The organism is Longimicrobiaceae bacterium (assembly GCA_035696245.1).
Taxonomy (GTDB): Bacteria; Gemmatimonadota; Gemmatimonadetes; order Longimicrobiales; family Longimicrobiaceae; genus DASRQW01.
The window spans coordinates 1-2,965 of record DASRQW010000149.1 but is presented as its reverse complement, the minus strand read 5'-3'; the positions used below and the strand labels follow the sequence as shown (position 1 = coordinate 2,965).

3 protein-coding genes are annotated in these 2,965 nt (G+C 68.1%); all 3 read right to left on the bottom strand.

Annotation, left to right across the window (positions count from 1 at the left end):
- On the bottom strand, positions 1-777 hold a 777-nt coding region (locus VFE05_06675; GenBank protein HET6229749.1), incomplete at its 3' end, for a class I SAM-dependent DNA methyltransferase.
- A 420-nt stretch (positions 778-1,197) separates the two neighbouring features.
- Positions 1,198-1,347, bottom strand: coding sequence for a hypothetical protein (locus VFE05_06670; protein HET6229748.1), 150 nt, complete (start codon positions 1,345-1,347; stop codon positions 1,198-1,200).
- Positions 1,348-1,634: 287 nt separating this feature from the next.
- Positions 1,635-2,852 (bottom strand): M57 family metalloprotease, encoded by a 1,218-nt coding sequence (locus VFE05_06665; protein HET6229747.1) that lies wholly within the window; start codon positions 2,850-2,852, stop codon positions 1,635-1,637.
- Positions 2,853-2,965: the final 113 nt, after the last annotated feature.

The following is a 2,965-nucleotide window of genomic DNA, read 5'->3' as shown; positions in this document are numbered from 1 at the left end:
CACGTCCTGCCCCTTGATGAGCATGTCGGCCTTGCAGATCGCATATGACTCGGCGTTCAGCTCCTGCCCGAACATCACCAGGCGCGCGCCGGGGTTGTGCCCGGTCAGGTACTCCTCCGCCACCGACAGCATGCCGCCCGTGCCCGCCGTGGGGTCGTACAGCGTGCGCACCACGCCGGGCTTGTTCAGCGCGTCGTCGTCCTCGATGAACAGCAGGTTCACCATCAGCCGGATCACCTCGCGCGGCGTGAAGTGCTCCCCGGCCGTCTCGTTGGAAAGCTCGGCGAAGCGCCGGATCAGCTCCTCGAATGCGGCGCCCATCTGCGCGTTGCTCACGCGGCTGGGGTGCAGGTCGAAGTTGGCGAACTTCTCGGCCACCAGGTACAGCAGCCCCGCCTTGTCCAGCCGCTCCACCTGCGCGTAGAAGTCGAAGCACTCGAAGATGTCGCGCACCGCGGGCGAGAACGCCTGCACGTACGCCAGCAGGTTCTCGCGCACGTGGTCCGCGTCGCCCAGCGTTCGCTTCAGGTCCAGCGTGGACGTGTTGACGAAGAGCTGGCCAGATGCGCGGAGCATGAACGGCTCCGGGTTGAGGCCGGCCTTCTCGCGCTTCTCCTTCTCGGCCAGCACGGCGGCCTTGCTGGGCGCCAGCACGCAGTCCAGCCGCCGCAGCACGGTGAAGGGCAGGATCACGCGGCCGTACTCGGACTGCTTGTAGTCGCCGCGCAGCAGATCCGCGACGGACCAGATGAGACTGGAAAGGCTCGATTCGATCATCGGATGGGGAACATGTTCGGAAGCTTCGGAGTTCCGCGGCCGCCGTGTGGCGCGAGGGGGACTGCGTGGTGCAAGCGGGTCGAGACCGTATGCGGATTTCCAGCGCAGGCGTTAGCGCGGAAGAGGGGGATATCCTAGCATGTTCCCGCCGTGCGCGCACGTTTCCGCACGCGGTCTATCCTCTCCCGGCCGCCCACATCCACTCGCGAGCCGTGTCTCCGGATGACGGAGTCACCGGAGCCGGGGAGCCCTCCGGGGGCAGGCTCGCCCCGGTGCTCCGCACTCCAATGCTTGAGCACCCGGCAGGGATCATTCGGGAGGAGAGAACGTCTGACGGCCCGCGGACCTGGAGTGGCGAGACGAAACCGCCCGCTGGGGAGTGCTCCCCGGCGGGCGTCTCCCACCTGCAACGCTACCTGGTCACGGCACGCACGAGGTGGTGCACTGCTCGATGCAGCTACGCCGCGAGATGAGCTCCCCGGCGAAGAACGGCGAGTCCAGCGACGGCTCCGTGGCGGTTGCGAACGTCTCCACGGCCAGCGACTCAAAGTCCAGCGTCAGCTTCTTCATCTTCCATCTCCCGGTGAAAGGATGGGAGCGCCGCCCGGGCTCCCCGGGCTCGCCCTACCGGCTCCGCCGGCGTGCCGGGGTTTCCGAGCCGCACGGATCGTGCGCGCGGTGTGTCGGAAAGGGAATGGCATACGCGGGGGCTGGGAGCAGGGGAGTAGTCCGCGCCCCGACGCCAGCAAGCAGAACGGGTCGGACGAGCAGAACCCCCGCCAGCGATTCCGCTGCCGGGGGTTCCGGGGTTCAGGAGCGCGGCGGGAGAAGGTTCTTCCGCCTCCGCATCCGGCGGCTCAGGCGCAGTTCAGCGACACCGCGTGCGAGTGCGTCTCGCCGTTGGCGAAGTTGGCCTGCAGCCAGTAGTACGACGTGTAGTAGCCGCCGCTCCAGGCCGGATCGTTCGGCATGGCGTAGCGGAAGCAGCTGCTGGAGCCCGTGTAGGGATAGGTGGTGTCGGTGTACGACGTTCCCGTCGTGGTGGCGATGTTCTGGCCGTCGTACACGGTGGTGCCGTACGAGTTGTCGCGGTCGTTGGGGTCGGTGTAGTACTCGTTGCCCACCCACATGATGTTGAGGTTGTAGCTCACCGCGCCTGGGATGGCGGGCCAGGAGACGACGTTCCCGCCGCCCGTGTACGAGATGGAGAGCTGCGTGGTGTCGCCGTACAGGGTGATGGCGGCGCGCTCGTCGCCGGCGGTGAAGCCCGCCCAGTTGTGCACCACCGCCTGCATCACCGAGTTGGCGTCGCTGGTCGTGGTGCCCTGCACGAGGATGGCGCCCAGGGTGCCGGCCGTCTCGCCGTTGGCCGCCCAGTTGGTGTGGCGCAGGCCGATCGTGTGGCCCAGCTCGTGGGTGACGGTGTTCTCCTTCCACGAGTCGCTGATGCTCAGGTTTTGCGAGTTGATGGTGATGGTCGGGCCGGGGCCGCCGCCGGTCGCGTCCTTGGGCCACGTGGCCTGTGCGATCACCGCGGTGTTGTTCAGGTTCGCGATCGAGATGGTGATGTCGGGGCTGGTCGCGCTTTCCACCATCGTCACCGCCGAGCCGTCGATGCTGGTCCAGTGCGTCAGTGCCGCGCGGGCGGCGGCCAGCCACGCCGGCTGCCCGGACAGGGCGTTCAGGTTGACCTTGATGTTCCGCACGCGGCTGGCCGACGCCAGCGTGTTCGTGTAGGACTGGAAGCGCGGCCCGCCCGGGCGCGACCCCGCCGCCCCGAAGCCGGGCAGGTTGGCAGTCGCGCGTGCGTTGCCGCGGAAGATGGCCCGCACGTCCGCGGGCGGGGCGACCCGGCCCGCCCGCAGGTCCGCCTTGGCGATCACGATGTCGCCCTCGACCAGATAGTAGTCGCCGTGGTCCACGGCGCTCCGGCCCGAGAAGCCCATCGCCTCCAGCGCGGACTGATCCGCGAAGGAGGAGCTGTTGGCCTGAGGCGCCGACGGCTCGTCGCTGCACGCACCCAGCGCGAGCAGCAGGACCGCCGGCGCCAGCAGCCGGTTGAACGGAATCCGCATCTTCGTCTCTCCTGATGAGTTTTCAGTGAACCGCAAATCCGCGTGATTCTCACCCACCCTCAACGCGCGGCGCCGACCATCAGGACGGGCCGAAACTGGTGTGTCTAAATCAC

Excerpts from the sequence above, each read along its gene's own strand:
- VFE05_06670 (HET6229748.1), bottom strand. The coding sequence starts at position 1,347 with ATGAAGAAGCTGACGCTGGACTTTGAGTCGCTGGCCGTGGAGACGTTC.
- VFE05_06665 (HET6229747.1), bottom strand. The coding sequence starts at position 2,852 with ATGCGGATTCCGTTCAACCGGCTGCTGGCGCCGGCGGTCCTGCTGCTC.